This window comes from Microcoleus sp. POL10_C6 (genome assembly GCF_036701585.1).
GTDB lineage: Bacteria > Cyanobacteriota > Cyanobacteriia > Cyanobacteriales > Microcoleaceae > Microcoleus.
In genome coordinates this window covers 1-25,443 of sequence record NZ_JAUBRB010000076.1, presented here as the reverse complement: position 1 = coordinate 25,443, position 25,443 = coordinate 1, and the positions used below count along the sequence as shown (strand labels likewise).

Annotated in this window: 19 protein-coding genes and 2 pseudogenes; 8 read left to right on the top strand and 13 right to left on the bottom strand. The window is 46.9% G+C overall.

All coding sequences use genetic code 11. The annotated features are described in order from the left end of the window. Positions 1-72 precede the first annotated feature (72 nt). The 3 genes and pseudogenes from QUA34_RS27155 to purL all read right to left on the bottom strand — a co-directional run bounded on the left by QUA34_RS27155 (position 73) and on the right by purL (position 3,585). The gene (locus tag QUA34_RS27155; RefSeq protein WP_333390241.1) at positions 73-684 is read right to left on the bottom strand and encodes a serine/threonine-protein kinase; all 612 of its coding nucleotides are present in this window, start codon (positions 682-684) and stop codon (positions 73-75) included. 39 nt (positions 685-723) lie between these two features. Continuing rightward, positions 724-795 (bottom strand): annotated as a pseudogene (locus QUA34_RS27150) (4-Cys prefix domain-containing protein); the annotation flags it as partial. Positions 796-1,023: 228 nt separating this feature from the next. Continuing rightward, entirely contained in the window at positions 1,024-3,585 is a 2,562-nt protein-coding gene (purL, locus tag QUA34_RS27145) for a phosphoribosylformylglycinamidine synthase subunit PurL (protein ID WP_333390239.1), read from the bottom strand. A 142-nt stretch (positions 3,586-3,727) separates the two neighbouring features. On the opposite strand from purL, the gene QUA34_RS27140 reads away from it, so the two are divergent. Continuing rightward, a complete protein-coding gene (locus QUA34_RS27140) occupies positions 3,728-4,333 on the top strand; it encodes a pentapeptide repeat-containing protein (protein ID WP_333324589.1) in 606 nt (201 codons plus the stop codon). Positions 4,334-4,342: 9 nt separating this feature from the next. On the opposite strand, the gene QUA34_RS27135 is transcribed toward QUA34_RS27140, so the two are convergent. Then, entirely contained in the window at positions 4,343-4,969 is a 627-nt protein-coding gene (locus QUA34_RS27135) for a Uma2 family endonuclease (RefSeq protein WP_333390237.1), read from the bottom strand. Between the two features lie 115 nt (positions 4,970-5,084). On the opposite strand from QUA34_RS27135, the gene QUA34_RS27130 reads away from it, so the two are divergent. Continuing rightward, a complete protein-coding gene (locus QUA34_RS27130; RefSeq protein WP_333390235.1) occupies positions 5,085-6,839 on the top strand; it encodes a DUF3352 domain-containing protein in 1,755 nt (584 codons plus the stop codon). Positions 6,840-7,111: 272 nt separating this feature from the next. Here QUA34_RS27130 and mrdA read toward each other — a convergent pair whose 3' ends face one another. Next, the gene (gene mrdA / locus QUA34_RS27125) at positions 7,112-8,938 is read right to left on the bottom strand and encodes a penicillin-binding protein 2 (protein WP_333324583.1); all 1,827 of its coding nucleotides are present in this window, start codon (positions 8,936-8,938) and stop codon (positions 7,112-7,114) included. Positions 8,939-9,097: 159 nt separating this feature from the next. Then, positions 9,098-9,358 (bottom strand): hypothetical protein, encoded by a 261-nt coding sequence (locus QUA34_RS27120; protein WP_333390233.1) that lies wholly within the window; start codon positions 9,356-9,358, stop codon positions 9,098-9,100. A gap of 126 nt (positions 9,359-9,484) precedes the next feature. Between QUA34_RS27120 and QUA34_RS27115 the strand changes: the two genes are divergently transcribed. Together QUA34_RS27115 and cysE are read left to right on the top strand one after the other, a co-directional pair. Then, positions 9,485-9,967 carry a hypothetical protein gene (locus QUA34_RS27115; RefSeq protein ID WP_333390232.1) on the top strand — a complete coding sequence of 161 codons (483 nt, stop codon included), beginning with the start codon at positions 9,485-9,487 and terminating at the stop codon, positions 9,965-9,967. 232 nt (positions 9,968-10,199) lie between these two features. Further along, positions 10,200-10,997: a serine O-acetyltransferase gene (gene cysE, locus QUA34_RS27110; protein ID WP_242719981.1), complete on the top strand. Its 798-nt coding sequence runs from the start codon at positions 10,200-10,202 to the stop codon at positions 10,995-10,997. 134 nt (positions 10,998-11,131) lie between these two features. Here the strand turns inward: cysE and QUA34_RS27105 are convergent, their stop codons facing one another. After that, positions 11,132-11,713 carry an Npun_F5749 family FMN-dependent PPOX-type flavoprotein gene (locus tag QUA34_RS27105; RefSeq protein ID WP_333390230.1) on the bottom strand — a complete coding sequence of 194 codons (582 nt, stop codon included), beginning with the start codon at positions 11,711-11,713 and terminating at the stop codon, positions 11,132-11,134. 76 nt (positions 11,714-11,789) lie between these two features. Here QUA34_RS27105 and QUA34_RS27100 point away from each other — a divergent pair, with 76 nt between their 5' ends. Together QUA34_RS27100 and QUA34_RS27095 are read left to right on the top strand one after the other, a co-directional pair. Next, positions 11,790-12,908, top strand: a complete 1,119-nt coding sequence (locus QUA34_RS27100; RefSeq protein WP_333390228.1) for a tocopherol cyclase family protein — start codon at positions 11,790-11,792, stop codon at positions 12,906-12,908. A gap of 68 nt (positions 12,909-12,976) precedes the next feature. Next, positions 12,977-13,477, top strand: a complete 501-nt coding sequence (locus QUA34_RS27095) for a plastocyanin/azurin family copper-binding protein (RefSeq protein WP_333390226.1) — start codon at positions 12,977-12,979, stop codon at positions 13,475-13,477. 70 nt (positions 13,478-13,547) lie between these two features. Here QUA34_RS27095 and clpS read toward each other — a convergent pair whose 3' ends face one another. From clpS to pflB, 4 genes are all read right to left on the bottom strand, one after another. Continuing rightward, positions 13,548-13,841, bottom strand: a complete 294-nt coding sequence (gene clpS, locus QUA34_RS27090) for an ATP-dependent Clp protease adapter ClpS (RefSeq protein WP_006633998.1) — start codon at positions 13,839-13,841, stop codon at positions 13,548-13,550. Between the two features lie 229 nt (positions 13,842-14,070). Next, positions 14,071-16,704 (bottom strand): bifunctional acetaldehyde-CoA/alcohol dehydrogenase, encoded by a 2,634-nt coding sequence (adhE, locus tag QUA34_RS27085; RefSeq protein WP_333390224.1) that lies wholly within the window; start codon positions 16,702-16,704, stop codon positions 14,071-14,073. Between the two features lie 125 nt (positions 16,705-16,829). Next, positions 16,830-17,570, bottom strand: a complete 741-nt coding sequence (gene pflA, locus QUA34_RS27080) for a pyruvate formate-lyase-activating protein (protein ID WP_333390222.1) — start codon at positions 17,568-17,570, stop codon at positions 16,830-16,832. Positions 17,571-17,749: 179 nt separating this feature from the next. Next, positions 17,750-19,978: a formate C-acetyltransferase gene (pflB, locus tag QUA34_RS27075; RefSeq protein ID WP_333390221.1), complete on the bottom strand. Its 2,229-nt coding sequence runs from the start codon at positions 19,976-19,978 to the stop codon at positions 17,750-17,752. A 410-nt stretch (positions 19,979-20,388) separates the two neighbouring features. Here pflB and QUA34_RS27070 point away from each other — a divergent pair, with 410 nt between their 5' ends. Beyond that, a complete protein-coding gene (locus tag QUA34_RS27070; protein ID WP_333390219.1) occupies positions 20,389-23,124 on the top strand; it encodes a bifunctional acetate--CoA ligase family protein/GNAT family N-acetyltransferase in 2,736 nt (911 codons plus the stop codon). 102 nt (positions 23,125-23,226) lie between these two features. Here the strand turns inward: QUA34_RS27070 and QUA34_RS27065 are convergent, their stop codons facing one another. Next, positions 23,227-23,832: a superoxide dismutase gene (locus tag QUA34_RS27065; protein ID WP_333080613.1), complete on the bottom strand. Its 606-nt coding sequence runs from the start codon at positions 23,830-23,832 to the stop codon at positions 23,227-23,229. A 381-nt stretch (positions 23,833-24,213) separates the two neighbouring features. Here QUA34_RS27065 and QUA34_RS27060 point away from each other — a divergent pair, with 381 nt between their 5' ends. Beyond that, positions 24,214-24,753 carry a phosphate-starvation-inducible PsiE family protein gene (locus tag QUA34_RS27060; RefSeq protein WP_333390217.1) on the top strand — a complete coding sequence of 180 codons (540 nt, stop codon included), beginning with the start codon at positions 24,214-24,216 and terminating at the stop codon, positions 24,751-24,753. Between the two features lie 505 nt (positions 24,754-25,258). Here QUA34_RS27060 and QUA34_RS27055 read toward each other — a convergent pair. Next, a pseudogene (locus tag QUA34_RS27055) lies at positions 25,259-25,369 on the bottom strand (peroxiredoxin); the annotation flags it as partial. Positions 25,370-25,443 lie beyond the last annotated feature (74 nt).

Genomic DNA, 25,443 nt, shown 5'->3' with positions numbered 1-25,443 from the left:
GCAGGTTTTTTTCCATAATTGTAATATTCCGCCCAGAATGTCACACTTGTCAATACCCTCTGACCTGAATCCTTACGGATATAGCCCTGTCAGTAGATGAAAAGCAGTCGCCCCCAAGCTAAACAAATCGCTTGCTGCATAAGCTTCACCCCCTTTCATTTGTTCAATGGGTGCATAACCATCCGAACCAATTTTCGTTCCCAGTCTCGACATCACTGTTCCCGACAACTGTTTGGAAACTCCGAAATCAATCAACATTAACAAACCGTCGCTGCGACGGCGCATAATATTCTCAGGCTTGATATCTCGGTGAATAATTTTTTGTTCGTGAATAAACTTGAGAACAGGTAGAAGTTCGAGTAATAGTTGCTTAACTTGGCTTTCTTGCCAAATTCCCCGATTTTGGAAAAGCTTTAATAAATTATCACCATCGACAAACTGTTGTACGAGATACAGATAGTTGTCTTGTTCAAAATAGGCATCTAGTGATGGAATTTGGGGATGTTGTCCTAGCTGTTGTAGTTGTTTGGCTTCTTGCTGAAATAATTCTACCGCTTTGTTAATCGCCCAAGTTCCCTGGACATTTGGTGCTAATTGTTTAACGACACAGGGTAGATTTAGTTTATCAATATCTTCTGCTAAATAGGTTCTGCCGAAGCCGCCTTGACCAAGAAATTTGATCATGCGGAAACGGCTTCGCAGAATTGGTACGAGTTCAAGGCCACAACTGATGCAATATGTTTGTCCGTCCTGGTTTTCAGGTTTTTGACAGTCGGGATTGATACAGCAAATCATTTATTTTATGAATGATACTGTTCATATTATATAGTGTCTAAGAACCCCGATTTATGTAATAGGTTTTTGCAAGAATCGTGAATTTTGTAAGAAGTCGGGGTTATTGGGCGTGTTTTAAACCCGGAGATCCCCCCTAGCCCCCCTTAAGAAGGGGGGGACAAGAGTATTCAAAGTCAGCCCCTACTCCCCTTTTTAAGGGGGATTTAGGGGGATCGAAACTTCACGTTGTCAAACAGATGCAATCCGACGCTCGATCGCATTATAGAATCGATCACCCATCTCACCCATCGCCACCTCAATTAACACTTGATTGTCAGCACTCACAACCCGCAAAGGTGATTCAGCACAGCAAACTAAACCAATTTTCTGCCACATTTTTGTCAAATGTTCTTGCAGGTAAGACTCCCAAACTTCTTGATTTTTCGGTGCGACTGAAACTACAATGCAGTTGCCCATTTCACCAAACAAAATTTCATCCCAGCGGCTGACATTTGCCGAATTGCAACTGAGATGAATTTCTGCACCCATTTTAGCAGAAATACAAGATTCCGCGAGGGCGATCGCAATTCCACCTTCCGCACAATCATGGGCAGAACATACCCAACCTTGCCGAATTCCATCGCGACAAACCGATTGCACTTTTCTTTCTAACTCAAAATCAATCCTTGGCGGTTTCCCAGCTACAATCCCGTGAATTGCCGCTAAATATTCCGAACCTCCCAAAGTAGGAGAAGTTTCGATTTTTGAGCTGTCAGATGGAAGTTCTGAGTTTTGGGATGATTCACCAATTCCCAGCACATAAATTAAATCACCTTTCTTTAGCCAAGCTTGGCCAGAAATCTTGGTCAAATCGGGAATTAACCCCACCATTCCGATTACCGGAGTCGGATAAATTGGTTGAGGATTTCCCTCAGCATCAACAGTTTCATTGTAAAGAGAAACATTGCCGCCAGTAACAGGCGTTCCCAACTCCCGACAAGCATCAGCAATTCCGCGACAAGCTGACGCTAACTGCCAATATCCGATCGGCTTTTCAGGACTGCCAAAATTCAAATTATCAGTAACTGCGAGAGGTTCAGCACCTACACAGCTTAAGTTTCTCGCTGCTTCCGCTACGACTGCTTTTGCACCTTCATAAGGATCGAGATAAACATAACGAGAATTGCAATCAACCGTTGCAGCAACTCCGGGAATAGCCCCCTGCGGCGCTTCCTCCTTGCTAAGGGGGGGAGAAAGTTTGGGAGTTTCCCTACCTTGTGCCTTTGTAAATAGAGGAATTACCTCTTCTTCCTGTTTGCTTTCGGAAGCTAGAGAAACAGCATTTTCTCTCAGTAGATCCCCCTTAGCAAGGGGGTGTACTTCTAACCCGTTAGCAAGGGAAGAGTGGCAGGGTTCTAGCGGACGCAATCTGACAACCGCAGCATCAGCGCCTCCCGGTAAAACAACAGTATTGTTTTGCACTTGATGGTCGTATTGGCGATAAACCCAGCGTTTAGAAGCGATGGTGGGAGTATCTAAAAGCGTCAGCAAAATCTGATTCCAAGTTTGGAAATTGCCGTTAATTTCGATACCTGTAACTGTGGATTGTGGCAGCGAATCCGCCGTCCATTCCCATGCTTTTTTAGCATATTCGGGCGGTTCTGTCAACAATTCTCGGTGATAAATTGGCGTGTTATCTGCCAAAGCAGTGGCGGTAATTTCCGCCGCGATTTCGCCTTTAAAGAGAATTCGGACGATCGGCTCTTCGATGACTGTACCCGCTACTACCGCGTGCAATCCCCATCTGTGGAAAATATCGATTAATTCCTGTTCGCGTCCTTTTTGGGCAACAAACAACATCCGTTCTTGGGATTCCGAAAGCAGGTATTCGTAGGGAATCATGCCGCTTTCTCGAACGGGAACTTTGTCTAAATCGAATTCAATGCCGACGCCGCCTTTGGCTGCCATTTCTGATGTGGAACAGGTGATTCCGGCTGCACCCATGTCTTGGGCGGCGACGACTGCACCGGTTTTGAATGCTTCTAAACAAGCTTCAATTAAGGATTTTTCTAAAAATGGATCTCCTACTTGAACGGCTGGGCGATCGTCCATTGATTTATCGGTCAATTCTGCACTGGCAAAACTTGCTCCTCCCATGCCATCTCGCCCCGTAGTGGAACCGACGTAAAGCACGGGATTTCCGATGCCAGAAGCGCCGGATTTGACTATTTCTTGAGTTTCCATTAAACCCAAGGCCATGACGTTAACTAATGGGTTGCCAGAATAAGCAGGATCGAAGTAAACTTCGCCGCCAACTGTGGGCACGCCGATGCAGTTGCCATAATGGGAAATTCCCGATACTACTCCTTTGAATAACCTCTGAGTTTTGGCATCGTCTAAGTTGCCGAAACGCAGGGAATTTAAAAGTGCGATCGGGCGTGCACCCATTGTGAAGATATCGCGGAGAATCCCGCCGACACCGGTTGCCGCACCTTGGAAAGGTTCGACTGCAGACGGGTGGTTGTGGGATTCAATTTTGAAGGCGAGTTGCAAGCCTTCTCCCAAGTCTACGACGCCGGCATTTTCTCCGGGCCCGACTAGAATTCGATCGCCCTCTGTGGGAAACTGTTTTAATAGTGGCCGCGAATTTTTGTAACAGCAGTGTTCGCTCCACATAACGCCGAACATTCCCAATTCAGCTTTATTGGGATGGCGGCCTAGACGCTGAACGATTTCTTCATATTCTTCCGGTGTGAGTCTTTCACCGGCAATTTGTTCGGGGGAAAATGGGGATTCGGAGATGGGAGACATGGAAACTCGTTATAAACCACAGGCTTTATTCTAAATGCCCTGTGCTTGGTTAATCTAAAATCTATAATCTAAAATCTATAATCCTAGGTCTTTGGGTTGCTAACCTAAAATCTAAAATCTAAAATCTAAAATCTAAAATCGAATGACTCAACCTCGAAATCTCAATTTTGCTAACCAAAACTTGCGGAACCGTTCTTTTAAAGGGCTTGACTTGTCAGGGGCGAATTTCAGCGGTTCCGACATCCGAGGCTGCAATTTCACCGGGGCGATTTTGAGGGGGGCAAATTTTCAGGGTGTCAGAACCGGACAAAGCCGCAGGCGAGTGAGAAATTTGATTGCTAGGGCTGGGGTAACGGCGGTGACAGTGACGACGGCTGGGGCTTTGACTGGACTGATTGCCGGGGCAGATGCGGGGGCTGTGGCGGTGGCTGGAACGGCGGCTACGGCGATTGCTGTGACTCGGTGCGAGGCTGGGATTGTGGCGGGGGCTGTGGCTGGGGCTGCGGCTGCGATCGGGGCTAGCGGTATTGTGACATTTTTAGGCGGAGATACTATCAGGGGAATTGTCTTATTTTTGGTTTCTGGGGTAATTCTGGGCTTAACTGCGATCGGATTTTTTATCGCTGTTGAACAAATAGAAAAATTGTCGATAACGTCGTTTAGAAAAGCTGATTTAACTGATGCTGTATTCGATCCGGGGGCGGTTCTAGATGCCGATTTTTCCGATGCGCGAGGAGTGCCGTGGTAGAGTACACAATTACTGATTTTTTACCCATTCCCGGAATTCTCGCACTGCTGTGGTTGCGCCTGTAGTTTGAGTGCGATCGATAAATTCGTCAACTTTTGCAGTCGGTAGCATCGGGAAAGCCCGGGAAAAATTGCACTCGGCATATTCGCCATTTTGCAATTGATAAAACTTGATGCTTCGTCCGTCGTACCGCCAAATTTCGGGTACGCCTAAATCTGCATATAAATCGAATTGATTTAAGGAACTGCTGGTAATATCAATTTCCAGTGCTAAATCTGGCGGCGGATCTTGAGCAAAGTCTAATTCTGTTCTCCCTCTGACCACTGCTTCATTCTGGATATAATAGCAGGAATCTGGTTCTTTCCCCGCTGCTTTTTTGCGTTTTTTAATAGTCATAGAGCCAAAGGGGTTGTACTCTAGATTAAGTTCTTCTATGAGAGTTACAATTAAGCGATCGATTAGCCTGTTGCGATTTTCATGTTCCGGTAGCGGCACCATAATTTCTAATTGACCTTGATGATAAGCAATTCGGGTGGAACGTTTGTTTCCCAGTTCCCCTAGCAGGCTTTCATATAACTGCCAACTGATATTTGGCAGTAAAACTCGCTGTTCGGGGGGGGTTGATATTGTTAGCATTTTACTTGGGTTTTAAAGCTTGAGTATATTTTAGTTGATATTTTTGTTTTGCGAACTGAACAAAAAGTATCTGCAGACAGCTACGGTCATGCGCTACTCTAGTTAATAATAGACTGTGGTCATTAGTCCTTGTTGTATGAAGCTGCGATCGTTCTTTTCTTTCCTCATTGCTGGCGTCTTGACACTCTTAGGCTTGAGTGCGGGGGGTTTTTACTGGCTGACAACTCAAACTCCCCTGAATTTGCTCGCTGGCGGGCCGACAACTACTCCGGCTGCGGCTGTGTTTGTCTCGAAACAAGCACCTTTGTTAGCATCAATGCTGGTAAATCCCGATCGCCTCGAAGCATTGCGACAAGTTTTTGCCACTCCCGAAGAAAGAAGTCGATCGCACGCAGAATTTGAGCAAATCAAAAAAAGTCTCCTCGGCAATACAGGCCTCGATTACAGTAGAGATATCCAACCTTGGATAGGTGACGAAATAACCCTCGCCGTCACAACCCCTGATTTCGATGGCGACAGCAGCAACGGCCAACAAGCCGGGTTTTTGCTGGCCGTTTCCTCCCAAAAGGTCGATCGCAGCCAACAATTTCTCGACTCCTACTGGCGCCAACAATCTCGTGCCGATAAAACAGTTCATTCGGAACTATATAAAGGGGTGAAAATTAATTATAAACAACCACCAATAGCCAAGAAAAAATCTACTTCGCTTTTGCCTTTTAACCAGTTTTCTCTGCCGAATTCAAAGTTGCCATCCAGCTTCGCAACAGCAGCCATCGGCGGTAATTTTAATTTTGGGGAGAACCAAAATTTTGTTTTATTTTCCAATAGCCCGATTGTGATTCGAGAGGCAATTAATAACGTTGAATCAGCCAACCTAAATCTCAACAATACCCCGGAATATCAAAAAGCTTTGCAGCAGCTAAATCAAGGTAGAATCGCTTTAGCATTTGTCAATCTCCCGCAGTCAGCAACCGAGCAAAATCCCCCAGTTTCTCTTAATTCTCTCGCAGTTGCTGTCGGAGTCAACCGACGGGGATTGCTGGCTCAAACTGCTTTAGTGACATCGCGAGAAAACACAGCTTCTCCAACACTCTCCGAACCGGTGCAAGCCTTGCAATACATTCCCTCAGCCAGTCCTTTCGCGGTCGCCAGCACCGATTTAAGGAATTTTTGGGCTGATTTGTCATCGGCGGTGTCCACTAATGCAGAAGTGTCAAATTTAGTCGATCGCACCCTGGCAGATATTCAGCAAGTTTGGGGCGTCAACCTGCAGCAGGATATATTTGACTGGGTACAAGGAGAATACGCTTTAGCAGTGCTTCCGAATTCGTCAAATGGTGCAGACTGGATTTTTGCCGCCGAAAACTCTGCTGATTCCCAAAAGGCGATCGACAAACTCGATGAAATTGCCCGCAGCAAAGAATACAGCATCGGCAGCTTCACTCTTAGAAACCAGAAAATTACCGCTTGGACGCAGTTGACAACGAACGCAAATTATGGAAGAGAAAATAATAGAAAAAGTGCGATCGAAACCGAGGCAAAAGGAGTCCGAGCCACCGTCGGCAAATACGAAATTTTTACCACTTCAGTAGAAGCAATGGACGCAGCACTAGAAGCAGCAGACACAGGCTCTTTAGTTGCCAATCAAGATTTTCAAACCAGCATTGAACCGCTTCCGCCATCTAACGACGGCTATTTTTATTTAGACTGGCCCTCCAGCAGGGCAATTTGGGAAAAACAAATCCCGCTGTTGAGGTTAATTGAACTTTCGGCAAGACCATTGTTCGATCACTTGCGATCGCTTACTGTCACCAGTACGGGAGAAATAACAGGAATTCGCAAAGCTACTATATTTATGCGGCTGAATTAGTCAGAAGGAAGTTCGGCAACGGATTCTGTAACGGATGTAACGGATGTAACGGATGTAAAGGATAGAAGGAAGAAGGAAGAAGGAACAAGGAAGTTCGGCAACGGATTCTGTAACGGATGTAACGGATGTAAAGGATAGAAGGAAGAAGGAAGAAGGAACAAGGAAGAAGGAAGAAGGAAAAACAAGAAACTATGCCCAATGCCCAATTCCCAATGCCCAATTCCCAATGCCCAATGCCCAATGCCCAATTCCCAATGCCCAATTCCCAATAACTAAGGACTAATAACTACTGGCTGCTTCACGTTTTTAGGTGGCCCAAAATAAGCTTGAAATACCTCTTTGGCGATCGGGGCCGCGGCAACAGAACCATAACCGCCATTTTCCACAATCACGGCGATCGCAATTTCCGGCTTGTCAGCGGGCCCGAAGGCGACATACAAAGAGTGATCCTCCTGTCCGATGACCTCCGAAGTCCCTGTTTTGCCCGCCGTCAGTGGAATCGTACCGTCATTCATCCCCTGTCCCGTACCCTGGGCAACTACCGCGATCAGTCCTTCCTTCACCACCTGAATGGTTGAAGGTTTCATCCCCGTATGTACCCGTTTAGTCTCCGCTGTGCCGGTCATAGAAGTCAACAGATGAGGCTTCACCCGATAGCCCCCATTCGCGATCGAACTCACCATTACCGCCCCCTCCAAAGGAGTCATCAACACCAACCCTTGCCCGATCGACATCGTTACCGTATCACCCGCATACCAAGGTTCTTTATAAAGTTTCTCCTTCTCCTCCGGCGTCGGGATTTGACCGTAATCGCCGCCACCTAGCCCCAAAAGATTCAAATTCGTATCCTTGCCAATTCCCAGGCGGTGTCCCCACTTAGAAATTTGCTCCGGCCCCGTACTAATCCCCACTTGATAAAAAAATGTATTGCTGCTGAAAGCCAAAGCATCCCGAAAGCCGATGTCGCCGTAACCGCCGCTGTGTTCGTTAAAATCAATTCCCCCCACAGTAATGTAAGAAGAAGTACCGAGAATTGAGTCCGGCGAAAATTTGCCCGACTCCAGGCCCGCGACGGAAGTCACAATTTTAAACGTGCTGCCGGGGGGATAGCCTTGCATGGCCCGATTCAAAAATGGATTTTGCGGATCTTGAAGAGTTTCCCACTCATCCTTAGTGATTTTTCGCGTAAACAGATTGGGATCAAAAGTCGGGTGGCTGGCCATAACTAATACCGCCCCGGTTTTGACATCCAGTGCCACTACTGCTCCCCGGCGCTGCCCCAAGGCTTTTTCGGCTGCTTTTTGCATGGACAAGTCTATGGTTAGCTGCACCGCCTCACCGGGTTTGGGCGGTGTATCTCCCATCAGTCGCAATTCTTGATTTTGGGCATTTACCTCGATCAGCCGATCGCCCCAAACTCCGGCAATCTTCTGGTTAGAGCTCGCTTCTATGCCCATTTGACCGACAATCATCCCCATCGGATATTCGGGATGATCTTCTAAGTCTGCTGCGGTAGCTTCGCCAATATATCCGATCACGTGAGCGGCCAAACTGCCTTCGGGATAGTAGCGATTCGCTTCTGGCCGCACTTCCACTCCTCGCATTTGTCCCACCTCTTCTGCTAGTGGCACAAACACCTCTGGCGGCATTGCTTGCTTAAGCCGCACCGGTCTGTAGGATTGAGGATCGACCTCTTTTAATTTTTTTAAAATTTCTTTGGCCGGGATTTTAACCAACGGACTCAACTTTTCTGCTGTCGCTTTCCACTGTTCCGGCGTTTGTTCTTTCGGCCACAAATATACGGAGCGAGCTAAATTGTTTGCTGCTAGCAAGTTCCCTTTGCGATCGATAATATGTCCGCGATTAGCCGGCATGGGAACTAGGCGAACGCGATTGTTTTCGGCTCTTTCCCGGTTTTGCTTCCCTTGTATCAGTTGCAATTCCACCAGCCGACTAGCGTGCAGGCCCAGCAAACCGGTCGCCACCAGCATTAACACGATCGCCCGGTGTATCGGACGCTCCTGTTTCTTAGGAGTTTCCGCCAGGGTTTTGTCAGAAGAGTGAAATGCTGAGATCGAATAAACTTGTCGTTGCATCATTCTATAGGTAGATGTCAAATCCTAGATTTTAGATTCTTGAATTGTCAATTTTGAAGTATACATCATCAAACCGGGGACGATCGCGCCTTGCGCCTTGGGGGAAGCGGAATGATTGAGCGTTAACTTTTGACTAATCACTAATTAACTCATGACTGCTCACTAATCCCCCAAGCACCAAGAAATCGACAGAAAAATCAAGGTCAGGCTCAGCCAATTAGGGAGGTGGAGCCAGCCAGATAGACCTATAGGTAACAATACCAAGGCCTGTGTTAATAGGGAACCGATCGCCAACAGGAAGGCTAGGAGTATCAAATTTATCATCTTGACACCGTACAATTTCGGATATGAGTCGATCGCCTGTGGCAGAAATCCGACTGGCACAACCGAGCGCGATCGTACAGGGATTGTCCTGATAGACATAAGGAAGAGAAGCCAGGAGGTTTTGAACTAATTTAAAAATTATTCTTCCTCCATAGTTTGTATTCGAGGGGCTGCGATGGGTAAATTCTGAGTTGTGATTTTAAGTTGTGACCGAGGAGTATTACCATGTTGTTTAATCAGCGAGCCAGTTTCAAAAACGGTGCGCTCTTGGCTGCGATCGCCGCGATCGCCGCCCTACCAGTTTTAGCAGAAACAGCCAATTTCGGCACTTTAACTTTATCGCGAGGTTTTGCAGCCCCAACAGCAGTTTTGAGAGGTTCTACAGGCGGATCGTACTCTCTATCTGTCATAGCCAACGCCGATCGCCACAAAAACAAATGTTTGGGTTTTGCCACCCCAACTCCCGACCACATCATAGTCTTGCAGGAAAACTTTTCAAAACTCACACTCCAAGTCCACAGCGGAGGCAAGGACACGACCTTACTCGTACAAGGCCCCGGTAATGCGGTGCGCTGCGGAGACGATATAGGTCAGAATAAAGATGCTGGCATACTTGATTCAGACTGGCAAGCAGGCTCTTACAGGATTTGGGTAGGTACTGTCGAACCCGGAGTCAAGTCTAACTATACAATCTCAGTACAGGAATAGTCAGTAGTCAGTAGTCAGTAGTCAGTAGTCAGAATTAGCAATTGCCCATGCCCCATGCCAATTGCCCATGCCCCATTCCAGGAACCCCACTCTCCCACTCTCCCCCACTCCCCCAATCTCCCACTCTCTTAATCTCCCACTACCCAATCTCCCGATCGACCGCTCACTTCCGCCATCCAGTAAAATGTAAAATCGAAAGTGGCGTGTTTAACCAAAATAGGTAACTCCGAAAGTGCTAAAGACTCTTAGAGCTGACTTCAGTATAATTTTCGATCGCGACCCTGCCGCTCGCAACTGGCTGGAAGTTTTGTTTTGCTACCCCGGTCTTCAGGCCCTAGTGCTGCACCGCCTCGCACACTGGCTTTATGTGTTGGGGCTTCCCTTCATCCCCCGCTTGATTTCCCACATTGCTCGTTTTTTGACCGGAATAGAAATCCACCCAGGGGCAACCATCGGCAAAAGCGTATTCATCGACCACGGTATGGGGGTTGTGATCGGCGAAACAGCGATTATCGGGGATTTTGCCCTCATTTACCAAGGTGTCACCCTTGGCGGTACGGGCAAACAAAGCGGCAAGCGTCACCCTACCGTCGGCGAAAACGTAGTTGTCGGTGCCGGCGCCAAGGTACTCGGCAATCTGCAAATTGGCAATAACGTCCGCATCGGCGCCGGTTCCGTCGTGCTCCGCGACGTACCATCTGACTGCACAGTGGTAGGGATTCCCGGCCGCATCGTCTATCGATCGGGAGTGCGTGTCAATCCCCTAGAACACGGCAGTTTGCCGGATTCGGAAGCTGTGGTAATTCGCTCTTTGCTCGATCGTATCGAATCCCTCGAACAGCAAGTAAAAAGTTTGCTTCCTCAAGCATCTGTCTCCTTAAATTCTGTTCCCAATTCGCCTTCAGGATTCCCAACTTTAAATCAAACCAGCAATGTAGCTGTAGCTGAAAAAACCCAATTAGCTGTTGCCACCACTTGTCAGTTAAAAGATAAAGCAATTCAAGAGTTTTTTGACGGCACCGGCATCTAAAATTTGAATTGGGCATTGGGCATTGGCTATTGGGCATTAGGCATTGGTCATTGGAACTAATAACTAATAACTAATAACCAATAACTAATAACTAATAACTAATAACCAATAACTAATGACTAATGACTTCTTTTTTAAGGATTAACAAATCGCACAGACCAATTTCCCTCCCCGTCGCGCCGATAAAGCGATCGGTTTTGCGGTTCCCCCCGCAACTCCAACAAATCCACCGTTTCCGGTTCCAACAACAGCAAGCAAAAATTAGGCAGCGGCTCGATCGCATTTGGGGAAGCAGAATCAAAAGCACTAGCCTCGGCTTTGTCATCCCCCGGATGCGGCCAAGCAAACTGCGATCTAGCCGCCTCAGAAAGCTCCTGCCAAGTTGTGCACCGCGAGGAGAACAACTCTGCCTGTGGATAGTCTGCCCCTACCAAAACTAGCTTTCCAGCAATCCGAAATTGTTCGCGAGTTTTCGGGAAATACCAGCAAATTTCCCCCCAAGGATAGAGGTTAATTTCCTCGGCTTTTTGGCTGCGAATATCTGTAATAAATTTCAACTGATTAGTATCTGCTAAAAAGCCTCGAAACACCACAGTGCGGTTGGCCGGACGCCCGGTGGCGCGAACAGTTGCAAGTTGCAAGTAACGGGCAAAAGCAAGACTGCGGTTGCGGTGGAGGGCACGAGCTAAGGGCGATCGCCAAAGTGCTAAAGACATAAAGGAAGGAAGAAGGAAGAAGGAAGAAGGAAGAAACAGTTATCCGTGAATTCCCTGTCATGCTATTGGTAATTCTATGTCAAATTCACTCTCAAAACTCAAAACTATTGAAACTCCCCACAGTGGCTACCACTGGGACGGCAGTTCCCGCCGCTTTTTTGAAGGCTGGTACTATCGAATAACATTACCGATTCACGGACAATCCTTTGCATTCATGTATTCCATCGAAGACCCCAGAGGCGGTCAACCTTACAGTGGCGGTGCAGCTCAGATTCTCGGCCCGAAAGATAGCTATTTGTGTCGCACTTTTCCCTATGTAAATAAGTTTTGGGCGGATCGAGAAAGCTTAGGTTTCGGACATTGGGGCAAAACAGATTTACAAATTAAACCCCAATATTTAGAGCCCCAAGTATTCGACAGCCGCGTCGAAGAAGGCTATCAAGCTACTGCTAGTTTGAATCAAGGTTATCTGCACGATCCGGGAAGCGGCAGCCACTGTTTTTGGCAGTATGAAATCCAACCTATTTATGGCTGGGGCAACTCTCAGGAACTCCAGAAATCTACGGCGGGAATGCTATCTTTTCTCCCCGTATTTGAGCCGGGATGGCAAATTTTAATGGCTCACGGTTTAGCCACGGGCTGGATTGATTGGAATGGCGAACGCTACGAATTTAAAGATGCTCCCGCTTACAGCGAAAAAAACTGGGGCGGTGCTTTTCCGCAAAAGTGGTTTTGGATTAATTGCAATTGTTTTCAAGGCGAAAAGGATTTAGCTTTAACCGCTGGTGGCGGTAAGCGGGGCGTGCTGTGGTGGATGGAATCGGTAGCCCTGATTTGTCTACATTACCGAGGCAAGTTTTACGAATTTGTGCCTTGGAATTCGGAAGTTAGTTGGAATATTGAACCTTGGGGAAGCTGGAAAATGCAGGCTAGAAACAGTCAGTTTGAAGTTGAGTTAATTGGCACTACAACCAGTCCTGGTACTTATGTGCGAACTCCTACAGAAAAAGGTATGGCTTTTTGCTGCCGGGATACGACGCACGGCGAATTGCGCTTGCAACTGCGAGAGTTGTTGGGAGGAAATGTGGAAAAAAATGGCAAGCAGCGTTCTAGAATTATCTTAGAGGCTCAAAGTTCTTTATCGGGTTTGGAAGTTGGGGGCGGACCTTGGGATGAAGTTTGGCGATCGAATTAAATCATTAGTCAGTAGTCAGTCCTTATTAGTCCTTAGTCAGTTAATAGTTAACAATAGTCATAACAGCCATGATCAATTTACTCGGTTGGCAATTAGGCAAATTCTACCGCAGCCAGCGGTTACAAAAAACTTTCAAAGTTATTTTGGGACTAATTTTATGTTTGAGTACAATTTTGATGCCGACGGCAATTGCTAGTGCTGCCGGTGATTTGTCTCGCCAACCTGTCACCGAAATTACTGTTAGTTTGGGTAACGAAGCTGGGGAACTCAAATTCTTTCCTAATTTGCTAGAATTTGAATCGGGCAAGCGCTATAAATTAGTGCTGAGAAATCCCAGTTGGCAGAAACATTATTTTACTGCTAAAAACTTTGCTGATGCGAGTTGGACTCAAAAAGTTGAAGCGGGTAAGGTGGAAATTAAAGGAGCGATTCACGAATTGGAACTTAAACCGGGCGCTATGGCAGAATGGGTGTTTGTGCCCGTGAAATCGGGAACCTACAACCTGCGCTGTACGGTAGCCGGACATACGGAAGCGGGGATGATTGGCAAAATTACGATCGCCTCTTAAATCCCAATTTCCGTTCAATTTCAGATGAATTACCGAAAATTAATCGAACTTTCGGCCCTCTAGACACTTTTTAAGTAGACTCTAGCGGAGCCATTGTCAGTCCTGCACGGCTCAATTGCATATGATAAAGTTCTGCTTGCTCTTGCGGGCCAACCCAAACGGTGGCCTGGCCTTCGTGGTGGATTTGGTTGGCGAGTTTCCAAGCTTGATCGCTCGTCATCCCTGGAATGTATTTTGTCAAACATTCCACAACGTGCTGAAATGTGTTGAAATCGTCGTTGAGGACTATTACCCGATAGTTTGGATAAGGTTTGCGGGTAACTTGACTCGATCGAACGGGTGCTATGGTTGGTGAAGAGGTCATCGCGCGAACAGCCACTAAAACTACAAAATTCGTAAAATAGTTACCTCTAAAATTTTAACACAATTTCAGATTTTTTTAACCCTTACTTGGTATTTTGATCCGCTTCGGGGTTTATTTTCACCACCGGGCCCTGCGTTAGATTTCTCCAGAAACTCCTGTGGGGAGTAGGGGTTAGACATCCTGCCCCCATTGACAGGCTTTTCTGGAGAAATCTATGGCACCGCGCCGATTACACTACAGTTAACACTCGATCGACCTCAGAAGTGTCGCCGCCGTGAGAGTACGCTTGCACCAGAAGTTGCTTTAAATCTTCAATCAGCGGATAGCGGGGGTTCGCTCCGGTACACTGATCGTCAAAAGCGTGATCGGCCATTTCCTCAACGCGAGCAAAAAAGAAATCATCGCTCATTCCCTGACTGGCGATCGCCTCCTGAATCGTGCTAGGAATATCTACCTCACGCTTGAGATTTTCCACCGCTTCGATCAACTTCTCAACTTTCTCATCTTCGGTATCGCCGCCCAAATTCAGATAGTCCGCAATTCGAGCATAACGCCACTTGCTGTTAGGATACTTGTTTTGAGAAAAAATCGCTTGTTTGAACGGAACATCCGTTGCATTGTAGCGAATTACATGGGAAATCATCAGCGCATTCGCTAAACCGTGAGGGACATGGCAAGTTGCACCTAATTGGTGAGCCACTGAGTGACAAACCCCCAGAAAAGAGTTGGCAAATGCCATCCCGGCCATCGTAGCAGCATAATGTACTTTCTCCCGCGCTTTCGGATCGTTAGCACCATTTTTGTAAGCGCTGGGCAGGTATTTAAACAGCAAACGAATCGCTTCTAAAGCCAAACCATTTGTATACTCAGAAGCCAACACAGAAACATAAGCTTCTAAAGCGTGGGTTAGCGCATCAATGCCGCCGTAAGCAGTCAGTTTCCGGGGCATATTCAGCGTAAGTTCTGGATCGACGATCGCCATATTCGGAGTCAGAGCATAATCTGCAAGCGGATACTTAATCCCCGATCGTTCATCCGTAACAACCGCAAAAGGCGTGACTTCCGAACCCGTTCCCGAAGTAGTTGGAATTGCCACCATAATTGCCTTTGATCCCAAAGGCGGCAGTTCGTATACCCGCTTGCGAATATCCATAAACCGCATCGCCAATCCTTCAAACTCAATTTCTGGATGCTCATACATCAGCCACATTACTTTAGCAGCATCCATCGGCGAGCCACCACCAAAGGCAATAATCGCATCTGGATGGAAACTATTGCAGATTTCTAAACCTTTGCGAACAGTAGCCAGCGAAGGATCGGGTTCCACATCGTAAAATGTGTAGTGCTCGATGCCGATTTCTTCCAAACTCTCTGTGACTTCCTTAGTCAATCCCAATTCAAACAAAGGTTTATCCGTCACGATCAAAGCACGTTTCTTACCTGCAAGATCCCTCAAAGCTACAGGAAGACAACCCGACTTAAAATAAATTTTGGGAGGAATGCGGAACCAGAGCATATTCTCGCGCCTTTCTGCTACGGTTTTGATATTGAGCAGGTGATGGGGTGTCACGTTGACAGAAATGGAATTATCGCCCCAGCTACCGCAACCGAGGGTAAGGGAGGGATCGAGGCGGAAATTGTACAAATCGCCGATCGCACCTTGAGAAGAAGGCGTATTAATCAGTACCCGCGAAGTCTCTAGTTTGCTTTCAAAATAACGAATGTGCTTCTGATTGTGGGGGGCGGTGTAGAGTACAGAAGTATGGCCGTGTCCGCCAAAAATTATCAGCGCTTCAGCTTTGTCTACTGCTTCAGTAAAATCCTTGGCGCGGTACATTGCGAGAATCGGCGAAAGTTTTTCACAAGCAAAGGGTTCTTCTTTACCTACCACATCCACTTCTCCAATCAAAACCCTGATGTTTGACGGCACTACAAAACCCGCAATCTGCGCCACCTTTTGCACCGATTGTCCGACTATTTCGGCATTCAATCGACCATCAATTAAGATTACCTGACGCACTTTTTCCCGTTCTTCAGCATTGAGGAAATAAGCACCGCGCTTGATAAATTCCAGTTGCACTGCGTCGTACACCTCATCCACAACAACTACCGATTGTTCCGAAGCACAAATCGTGCCGTTGTCGAAAGTTTTGCTGAGCAAAATTGAGCTGACAGCCATTTGGATGTGGGCGGTTTCATCGATGATGGCGGGAGTATTTCCTGCGCCGACACCGAGGGACGGATGCCCTGAAGAGTAGGCAGCTTTTACCATTCCCGGCCCGCCAGTTGCCAAAATTAGTTTGATATCGTGGTGCTGCATCAAAGCTTGGGAAAGTGGCACAGTTGGCTCGTCAATCCACCCAATAATATCCGGTGGTGCTCCTGCAGCTACAGCAGCATCGAGGATGATTTTTGCCGCCGCAGCCGTGCAGGATTTTGCACGGGGATGGGGCGAAAATATAATGCCATTTCTAGTCTTGAGCACGATTAAAGACTTAAAGATTGTGGTGGAAGTCGGGTTAGTTACAGGAACGATTCCCGCCAGCACTCCCACGGGTTCGGCAATGCGTTCGTAGCCAAAATGCCGATCGGACTCGATGATACCGCAAGTCTTGTCATTTTTGTATTTGTTGTAAATCATTTCCGAGGCAAAATGATTTTTGATTGCCTTATCTTCGATCACTCCCATTCCCGATTCTTTGACTGCTGCCTTGGCTAAGGGAATGCGGGCGGCATTAGCAGCTAAAGCTACTTGCTTGAATATGCGATCGACTTGTTCTTGAGTGTAGGTGGCAAATTCAGCTTGGGCTGCTTTCACTTTTTGAATTAGGACTTCTAATTCATCTAAATTGGTAACTTTCATGTTGTTTATCCTGATGTTTATTTCGGGAAAATTATTGCCTCAATCTTTGATTGGTAGGGAACCTGCAGATCGACGCAGATAATTTCAAGATTGTTGGTTTCTTTGTGAACGCGGTATTTTAATTATTATATACCGCTAGCTCCGATCGCATTCACCCCGCGATTGCGAAAAATATCAACAGTTTGTTGCACGAGTTCCGGTGAAGCGGGAGGTGTATCCTTGAGTTCGTAATCCAGTTTTAATTGTTCCCATTTGTATTCTCCCATTTTATGAAATGGTAATACTTCTACTTTTTCCACATTGTTCAGATTGGCAATAAACTCCGCTAATTTTTCTACGTTTTCGATGTGATCGGTGAGGTGAGGAACTAGAACGAAGCGAATCCACGTCGGTTTGCCAATTTCGCTGAGATATTTGGCCATTGCTAAAGTAGGCTCGATCGACACATTGGTGACTTTGTAATACAGCTCGGGAATGTAGGATTTGATGTCCAATAAAACCAGATCGGTCATTTCCAGAACCGGTTTAGCAACTTCTAAAACACAGAAGCCTGATGTGTCTAGGGCTGTATGCAAACCCATTTGATGACAGCGGCTAAAGATTTCTCTGACAAAATCCGGCTGCATCAACGGTTCGCCGCCGCTGACTGTAACGCCTCCTTTCCGCAGGTAGGATTTACATTTTGTAATTTGATCAATTAAATAATCGACGGTTACTTCTTTACCATCGTGGGAATTGCGACAGTCGGGATTGTGACAGTAAAGACAGCGTAACGGACAGCCTTGGGTGAAGACGATAAACCGGATTCCGGGGCCGTCTACGGTACCAAATGTTTCGATTGAATGAATGCGACCAATTCCAGACATTGATTTGGTTTTGAATTGTGCTTGGCTTCAACTCCGCTCAGTCAGCCGTCAAGTTAAAGTTTTAGTTTGGGCTTCGATTCCGCTCAGCCAGCGGTTAAATCGTTAACGGAGCGAAGTCGAAGTTTGAGTTTGGGCTTTGCTCAGATACCGTTTAGGTTGGTAGCTGAGCGAAGTCGAAGCTATACCCGTTCGTGGAAAGTCCGTTTAATCACATCTAATTGCTGTTCGCGGGTAAGTTTGATGAAATTAACCGCATAACCGGAGACGCGAATTGTTAGCTGGGGATAGTTTTCTGGATGTTCCATCGCATCTAGTAATGTTTGCCGATCGAGGGCGTTAACATTGATGTGATGGCCGCCATCGTGGAAGTAACCGTCTATAAGACTAACTAGGTTGTTAGTCCGATCGCTCTCCATTCTGCCCAAGGCCTGCGGTACAATCGAAAAAGTATTCGATATGCCATCTTGACAATCACTGTAAGGCAGTTTTGCTACAGAAGATAAGGATGCGATCGCCCCACAGGAATCTCGGCCGTGCATCGGGTTAGCACCGGGAGCAAAGGGTTCACCTGCTTTACGTCCGTCGGGAGTGCTACCAGTTTTTTTGCCGTACACTACGTTAGAGGTAATTGTGAGTACCGATTGAGTGGCTACAGCGCTACGGTAGGTTTTATGCTGGCGAATTTCGTTCATGAAACTTTGCACAAGTTCGATGGCTAGACTGTCTACGCGATCGTCATTATTGCCGTATTTGGGATATTCTCCTTCGATCGAGTAATCCACTGCCAAACCTTGCTCGTTGCGAATCACCTTAACTTTAGCGTTTTTAATCGCCGACAGGGAATCTGCCACCACGGACAGTCCCGCAATTCCGCAGGCCATTGTCCGGTAAACATCGCGATCGTGCAATGCCATTTCCAGCCGTTCGTAGCAGTATTTGTCGTGCATATAGTGAATGACATTCAGCGTATTGATATACGTTTTTGCCAACCACGCCATCATGTCGTGGAACCGCGCTCTTACCTCGTCATAATCGAGATATTCGGTAGTAATCGGTGGGAACTGCGGCGCGATTTGGTCGCCGGACTTCTCATCTTTACCGCCGTTAATCGCATAGAGCAAAGTCTTAGCTAAGTTAACTCGCGCGCCGAAAAACTGCATTTGCTTGCCAATTCGCATGGCGGAAACACAACAGGCGATCGCGTAATCATCGCCGTATTGAGGACGCATCAAATCGTCGTTTTCGTACTGAATCGAACTTGTGTCGCTGGAGACCTTCGCACAGAATTGTTTGAAGTTGTCCGGCAAGTTTTCCGACCACAAAACGGTGAGATTTGGTTCTGGTGCAGTACCGAGGTTTGAGAGGGTGTGCAAGAATCGGAAACTGTTACGAGTTACCAATGTTCTACCGTCATCGCTGATACCGCCGATCGCCTCTGTTACCCAAGTTGGGTCGCCTGAAAACAGAGCGTTATAGTCGGGAGTCCGCAAAAACCGCACCATGCGGAGTTTCATGACAAAATGGTCGATCAGTTCTTGCAATTCCACTTCGGAACTCGCGCCACTTTGCAAATCGCGCTCGAAATAAATGTCTAAGAACGTCGATACGCGGCCGAGAGACATCGCTGCCCCGTTTTGTTCTTTCACTGCTCCCAAGTAGCCAAAATACAGCCACTGGACAGCTTCTCGTGCATTTGCCGCCGGACGGCCAATATCAAAGCCGTAGCTAGCAGCCATTTCTTTTAACTCAAACAATGCCCGAATTTGCTCGGATAACTCTTCGCGCAAACGAATTGTTCCCTCGTCCATCGCGTCTAGTTCGAGTGATTCTTGCTGTGTTTTTTTATCATCAATTAGGCGATCGACACCGTACAAAGCAACGCGCCGATAGTCACCGATAATCCGGCCGCGTCCATAGGCATCTGGCAAACCTGTGATGATACCAGAACGTCTCGCCAGACGCATCGAGCGCGTATAGACATCGAATACACCATCGTTATGAGTTTTGCGATATTTCGTAAATATTTCTTCTGTTTGCCGATCGAGCTGATAGCCGTAAGCTTCTAAACCGGTCTTGACCACGCGAATTCCCCCCAAGGGCATAATCGCGCGTTTCAAAGGTCGATCAGTTTGCAAACCTACTATTTTTTCTAAGTCGCGATCGATGTATCCTGCTGCATGAGCCGTGATCGATGTGGGAACTTTTGTATCAACATCCAATACACCTTTTTCGCGCTCTTGCTTCATTAATTCCAGAACTTGGTGCCAAAGCTGCTGGGTTTTTTCGGTTGGTGCTGTGAGAAATTCTGCATTCCCTTCATAGGGGGTGTAATTTTTTTGAATGAAGTCTCTGACGTTGACTTCGTTTGTCCAGTTGCCTTCAGTAAAGCCGTGCCATTCTGCAAACATAGCTTGCTTTCCCCTCACTTTTTTGTTAGCGATCGATCTTTTCTGCCTCGACCACTAGATGTAGTATATATTTAACTTCAATATTTTAAATACCCTGTTCGCTATTTGTTACAAAAATTGACTTGCTAATTCCGTGGGAAGAATTAAGATAATAGTAGGCCGAACATCCTCGTGAATTGTTGAGGAAGCTCTGACCAAAGGAGTTCCCGAACTAACACTTTGACAATGGAAATGTTGTTTAAGGGCGGGTGGGTCGGAAACGCGCAATGATTTTTTTTTCTGGAAGTGCGAGCACCACAAGAAGATGAAGGAAAAGCAGAAAAAAAGCAGAAAAATAGTTGAGATTGGATGCGTTAATTGTTATCGAAAGCAGAGCAATATTAATTGCTGATTAATTGAAGTAGGGTATTATGCAGATAAATTCAAGAAATCAAAGCACTGCGAGCGATCCGGCTCACGATATTTGGAAAGAACAGCGTCATCCGCTCGATCGGATTTTTAGGCCTCGCTCCGTGGCTGTAATCGGCGCAACAGAGAGAGAAGGAAGCGTCGGACGAACTCTCCTGTGGAACTTGATTCGGAATCCGTTTGGCGGAACAGTTTTTCCGGTGAATCCCCAGCGCCACAGCGTGTTGGGGCTCAAGTCTTATCCTGACATTGCTAGCGTCCCGGAAGTAGTGGATCTGGCGGTGATTGCTACGCCTGCTGCTGGGGTGCCGCAAGTGATCCGCGAATGTATCGCTGCTGGGGTGAAAGGAGCAATTATTGTTTCTGCTGGCTTTAAAGAAATTGGCGCGGCTGGGGAGGCTTTAGAACAGCAAGTTATGGCCGAGGCGCGTCTGGGCGGAATGCGGATTATCGGCCCAAATTGCCTCGGTGTGATGAATCCTGTGCTTGGGCTCAATGCTACTTTTGCAGGTACGATCGCCCGTCCGGGCAATGTCGCCTTCATCAGTCAAAGCGGCGCCCTCTGTACTTCGATTCTCGACTGGAGTTTGGGGGAAAATGTCGGTTTTAGCGCTTTTGTGTCGATCGGCTCTATGCTCGATGTCGGTTGGGGCGATCTGATCGAGTATTTCGGGGACGATCCCCATACTCACAGTATCGTTTTGTACATGGAATCTATGGGTGATGCTCGTTCGTTTCTGTCCGCCGCCCGCCCAGTGGCGATCGACAAACCGATCATCATTCTCAAGGTAGGACGTACCGCTGCCGCCGCCCAAGCCGCCGCTTCCCATACGGGAGCTTTGACCGGCAGCGATGACGTGCTTAACGCTGCTTTCCGTCGCTGTGGCGCGTTGCGGGTACATACGATTTCCGATTTGTTCGATATGGCAGAAATTCTGGCCAAGCAACCGCGACCGCAGGGCAACCGCCTATCGATCGTCACCAATGCAGGAGGCCCAGGGGCGATCGCCACTGATGCCTTAATTAGCGACGGCGGTGCGCTGGCAAATCTGTCACCGGAGACGCTGCAGCAGCTTGATGAGTTTTTGCCCCCTCAGTGGAGTCATCACAACCCGATCGATATTTTGGGCGATGCTAGTAGCGATCTTTACGCCAAAACTCTAGAAGTTGTGGCTCCCGATCCCAATAGTGACGGATTGCTGGTCATCCTGACGCCACAAGCGATGACAAATCCCACCCAAACCGCAGAAAAACTCAAGTCTTACAGCAAACTCGGAAAGCCCTTATTAGCAAGCTGGATGGGCGGTGTGGAAGTGTCAGCGGGAACGCAAATTCTCAATCAGGCAAATATTCCGACTTTCCCCTATCCCGATACCGCCGTCAGGTTATTCAACTATATGTGGCGGTACACATACAACCTGCGCGCTATCTACGAAACGCCTTCTCTCCCCGCTGATTGCGAAATCGAGACTTCCGGGTGTGCGACTGCTGCGAAGATTTTGACTGCCGCCCGCCAAAACAATCGCACTCTATTAACCGAGTACGAATCAAAACAGTTGCTGGCAGCTTACGGCATTCCCACCGTAGCGACAGAAATTGCAGCGAGTGCGGCCGAAGCTGTGGAAATTGCCGAGAGCCTCGGTTATCCAGTGGTGCTAAAACTGCATTCTGAGACGATTACTCACAAAACCGATGTGGGGGGCGTTCAACTAAATTTAGGCGATGCTAAGGCTGTAATTAGTGCCTTTGAGGCGATCGCCCAGCGGGTACGGGCGATCGATCCTGCAGCGTTTCTCGGCGTTACAGTGCAGCCGATGGTGAATTTGGAAGGCTATGAAATAATTTTGGGTAGCAGTATCGACCCACAATTTGGGCCGGTGATGCTGTTTGGTTCCGGCGGACAATTAGTGGAAGTCTTTCAAGATCGATCGCTGGCACTTCCGCCTTTAAATACCACCCTAGCGCGGCGGATGATGGAGCAAACGCGCATCTATAAAGCTTTGCAAGGAGTGCGCGGTCGATCGGCAATTGACCTGGTACAACTCGAACAGTTATTAGTTCGTTTCAGTCAACTAATTGTAGAGCAACCTCAAATTGCCGAGATTGATATTAATCCACTGTTGGTTTCTCCTGAAGGTGCGATCGCTCTTGATGCCCGTGTTGTTCTGCAAACAACGGAAAACCCCATTTCACCCGCGATTCGCCCCTATCCTACGCAATACGTTCAAACATGGTCAACTAATGGCGATCGTCCCATCACCATCCGTCCGATTCGTCCAGAAGATGAGCCGCTGATGGTGCTGTTCCATGAAGAACTTTCGGAAGAGAGCGTGTATTTGCGCTACGCTCACATGGTAAAGTTAAAGCACCGCATCGCTCACGAACGTTTGACCCGGATTTGTTTTATTGACTACGATCGGGAAATGCTGTTAGTAGCCGATCGTCAAGACCCGGAAACCTCAGAACACCGGATTTTGGGAGTAGCGCGTCTGAGCAAACTCCACGGCACAAACCAAGCCGAATTTGCCCTCATCGTTAGCGATAGCTATCAGCAGCGCGGTTTGGGAACAGAATTATTGAGGCGGATGCTGCAAATTGGTCAGGAAGAGAAATTAGAGGCGATCGTTGGCTACATTCTCAATAGCAACTACAAGATGCAGAGCCTCTGTAAAAAACTAGGATTTGAACTCCAACCAGACCGAGGCGAAGGAATGTTGAAAGCTGTTTTTGTCTGCTAATCGCAACTTTGGTTAAATAATTCTCATTCATCACGACTAAAGTCCTCACTACAAACTTTATCGTTTTGTAGTGAGGACTTTAGTCCTCAAACTAAAATGCTACTAAGCCGCCGCAGCCAAATTTGCTGCTGCAAACTCCCAGTTAGCCAAATTATCTAAGAAATTAGTAATGTAGTCGGGACGGCGGTTTTGGAAATCCAAATAATAAGCGTGTTCCCACACATCCAAAGTCAGCAACGGAGTTTGGCCGTGTGCAAGCGGGGTGTCAGCGTTAGCAGTTTTGGTGACTTTCAAAGTGCCGTTGTCCACAACCAGCCAAGCCCAGCCACTACCGAACTGAGTTGTCGCAGCAGTCTTGAATTCTTCTTTGAATTTATCGAAGCTGCCGAAGTCGGCGTTGATTTTGTCAGCTAAAGCTCCTGTCGGAGTGCCACCGCCGCCCGGTTTGAGCGAATTCCAGAAAAAGTTGTGGTTCCAAACTTGACCTGCATTGTTAAAAATGCCTGCTTTGGATGGGTCTTTAGCAGATTCCTTGACAATTTCTTCAAGGGATTTGCTCGCCATTTCAGTCCCTTCAATCAGTTTATTCAGATTGGTGACGTAAGCAGCGTGGTGCTTGTCGTGGTGGAACGAAAACGTGTTGGCCGACATATGAGCTGGTTCTAGGGCGTCAGCGGCGAAGGGTAATGGTGCTAGTTCAAATGCCATGGTGTTCAATCCTCTCTGGATTACTTTGGGTTTTTCGGTTGACTTGGTGGCTTTTTTATGATTCAAGCCGAGAGTCACTAGCTTGAGTGTATCAAGCTGTGGTAAATAATTCTTTACAATTTTCCTATTTTATAGCAGTTGCAGCATTTTAGGATTCAGACTTCTATTTTTTAGATATCAAAGCTACTTCTTGCCGACTTCAAATAGCATAAAGTATCACTAAATGTCAAGCTACCTGGGAGACAAATAAAAGTGTGTGTGAAATTGTCAACCGCTCGAAATTTTATGAGACTGATAAATAGATTAAACCTGTAAATTGTCAAAGATTAACCTAAGTTCAATTAAGCTGTAAGAAAGTCAAACAAGTTGCAGGATGTGTCAATGGAAAAGCGTTTAAACAACTCGTCTAGTCACCCCCCTCAATGGTTGAATCTGCAATTAATCGTCACCGCTCTGGAAACAGTCCAAGACTTAATTGTCATTTCCCTATGTATTGGTTTGTTTGGTTTCATGGTGCTAGAACTGCGAGAAATGTTTTTCTCGCTGCTGCCTCCTTTGAATTTCCAGCAAGTGACGGCAGACATTCTATTTTTATTAGTTTTAGTGGAATTATTTCGGCTGCTAATTATTTACTTGCAAGAGCAGCGGGTTTCGATAGGTGTGGCTGTGGAAGTCTGTATAGTATCTGTTTTGCGAGAAGTCATCGTGCGGGGAGTGCTGGAAACTCCCTGGGTTCAAATATTATCAACAGGCGCATTTTTGCTGGTTTTGGGAGTGTTGTTGGTAGTCCGAGTTTGGTTGCCCCCAACCTTCGAGGGAATTGACCCGGAACGTCGCATGGCTAGCAGAAAGAGAAATCTATCAGACAATGAATCTTCTTCCGCATCTGTTGTAGCCAATACCAAGTTTAATTCTCATTGAATATGGCATGACAGGCGATTTAAGATTTTAAATTTACTCTAATATTGCTTGTCGCGTTACCAGCCATCATTTCCCGTAAAACTGAGATGTTGAACCATTGTCCAGAACGGGCATCTTGCCCGTTCCACAGAGAGTAGATTTTCTTGTAGGCTGGGCAGGAGATCCCACAGGGCTGTTTCATTCTCACGAAAATCAGGCTTTTGTAGGGGCGGTGCCAAGAGTGCCCGCCCCCCCACGGACGATGAAATCGATGTTTCAAATATCGGGGATCTTCACGAGGGATTGCCCCTACAAGAGAATGAAACCGCCCTGGGATATCCCATCCAAAAAAGGATTATTGAGAATGGTGCAAGATGTGAGGTCAAATCAACCTGATAACGGTTGCAGTGAAGCCTAAAATCCTCTGAAAATTCAGAGGAATGTAGTCTTAACTACAAAAACAAGCTTCATCCATCATTCCCCATTATTCAAATCTAAAATCTAGAATCTCAAATCTAAAATGGTATTACCCGTTAGCCTGTAATTCCCCCAAACGAGCCAACACTTCTTTAGAATGAATCGCCGGATTAATCTTCACAAAGGTTTCACGCAAAATACCTTCAGGATCAATAATAAAACGTAAGGATTCAGGTCTAAATTTGAGGAATTAAAGATGGTTCTTGCAGATCTGGATTAACCATCGCTTTTATA

Bases quoted from the DNA above. Each gene is read 5' to 3' on its own strand.
- QUA34_RS27105 (WP_333390230.1), bottom strand. From the start codon at position 11,713: ATGTCTTTAGCACTTTGGCGATCGCCCTTAGCTCGTGCCCTCCACCGC.
- QUA34_RS27120 (WP_333390233.1), bottom strand. From the start codon at position 9,358: ATGTCTATCAGGACAATCCCTGTACGATCGCGCTCGGTTGTGCCAGTC.
- mrdA (WP_333324583.1), bottom strand. From the start codon at position 8,938: ATGATGCAACGACAAGTTTATTCGATCTCAGCATTTCACTCTTCTGAC.
- QUA34_RS27140 (WP_333324589.1), top strand. From the start codon at position 3,728: ATGACTCAACCTCGAAATCTCAATTTTGCTAACCAAAACTTGCGGAAC.
- pflA (WP_333390222.1), bottom strand. From the start codon at position 17,570: ATGTCTGGAATTGGTCGCATTCATTCAATCGAAACATTTGGTACCGTA.
- QUA34_RS27065 (WP_333080613.1), bottom strand. From the start codon at position 23,832: ATGGCATTTGAACTAGCACCATTACCCTTCGCCGCTGACGCCCTAGAA.
- QUA34_RS27100 (WP_333390228.1), top strand. From the start codon at position 11,790: ATGTCAAATTCACTCTCAAAACTCAAAACTATTGAAACTCCCCACAGT.
- purL (WP_333390239.1), bottom strand. From the start codon at position 3,585: ATGTCTCCCATCTCCGAATCCCCATTTTCCCCCGAACAAATTGCCGGT.
- QUA34_RS27155 (WP_333390241.1), bottom strand. From the start codon at position 684: ATGATCAAATTTCTTGGTCAAGGCGGCTTCGGCAGAACCTATTTAGCA.
- QUA34_RS27115 (WP_333390232.1), top strand. From the start codon at position 9,485: ATGTTGTTTAATCAGCGAGCCAGTTTCAAAAACGGTGCGCTCTTGGCT.
- QUA34_RS27095 (WP_333390226.1), top strand. From the start codon at position 12,977: ATGATCAATTTACTCGGTTGGCAATTAGGCAAATTCTACCGCAGCCAG.
- QUA34_RS27135 (WP_333390237.1), bottom strand. From the start codon at position 4,969: ATGCTAACAATATCAACCCCCCCCGAACAGCGAGTTTTACTGCCAAAT.
- pflB (WP_333390221.1), bottom strand. From the start codon at position 19,978: ATGTTTGCAGAATGGCACGGCTTTACTGAAGGCAACTGGACAAACGAA.
- adhE (WP_333390224.1), bottom strand. From the start codon at position 16,704: ATGAAAGTTACCAATTTAGATGAATTAGAAGTCCTAATTCAAAAAGTG.
- QUA34_RS27070 (WP_333390219.1), top strand. From the start codon at position 20,389: ATGCAGATAAATTCAAGAAATCAAAGCACTGCGAGCGATCCGGCTCAC.
- clpS (WP_006633998.1), bottom strand. From the start codon at position 13,841: ATGACCTCTTCACCAACCATAGCACCCGTTCGATCGAGTCAAGTTACC.
- QUA34_RS27060 (WP_333390217.1), top strand. From the start codon at position 24,214: ATGGAAAAGCGTTTAAACAACTCGTCTAGTCACCCCCCTCAATGGTTG.